1 protein-coding gene and 1 pseudogene are annotated in these 781 nt (G+C 77.0%); both read right to left on the minus strand.

The genetic code is table 11. The annotated features are described in order from the left end of the window. The coding region (locus AB8Z36_RS41795; RefSeq protein WP_369218534.1) for a ferredoxin reductase at nt 1-514 on the minus strand (514 nt) is incomplete at its 3' end. 1 nt (nt 515) lies between these two features. After that, nucleotides 516-781 (minus strand): annotated as a pseudogene (locus tag AB8Z36_RS41800) (metal-dependent hydrolase); the annotation flags it as partial.

Here is a 781-nt window from a genome sequence, read left to right on the forward strand (position 1 = left end):
CGGCCCGCAGCATCGGCAGGATCGGCGTGATCCCGATGCCGCCGGCGACGAAGACGTACGAGGGCGCTTCGGCCAGCGGGAAGCGGTTGCGCGGCCCGCGCACCTCCACCTCCACGCCCTCGCGCAACAGCTCGTGCACCTCCCGCGAGCCGCCCCTGCCGCCCTGCTCGGCGCCGATCAGCCGGGTCGCGACGGTGTAGGAGGAGGTGTCCTCGGGGTCGCCGCAGAGCGAGTACTGGCGCACGAGGCCCGAGGGCAGGACCAGGTCGAGGTGGGCCCCGGGCCGCCACGGCGGCAGCCCCGCGCCCTCCAGGCGGAGCTGGACGACGCCCTCGGCCACGCTCTCGTGCCGGGCCACCCGGAGCCGCAGCGCCCGGGAGCGCGGCTGCCCCGACACCGGTTCGTCCAGGGCGGGCAGCGGCCAGAGCGGCGAGAGCGCCACGCGGCGGCGCACGGCCCGCCGGGCGAGCAGGACGGCGCCCGCGGCCAGGGCGACGGTGCGGATGCGGGGCATGTCAGACGGCTCCGTTCGGCTGCGCGCCCGCCGCCACCGCCGCCGAGCGGGCCGCCGCGGCGAGATAGGCCACGGCCTGCTCGGTGCTGCCCTCCTGGGAGGGGTGGTAACTCCGGCTCAGATAGCGCGGGATGGAGCGGAGCATGGCGCCGGTGGAGGGCAGGGTGCCCGCGCGCCCGCTGCGGTGGAAGTCCCTGAGGCTCGCGCGGCCGTCGACGAGCGTGGGGTCGTTCGCCATGAAGAACCGCGATCCGCGCTGCCAGAGGA

Origin of the sequence: Streptomyces flavofungini, from assembly GCF_041028215.1 — a bacterium.
Classification (GTDB): Bacteria; Actinomycetota; Actinomycetes; order Streptomycetales; family Streptomycetaceae; genus Streptomyces; species Streptomyces flavofungini_B.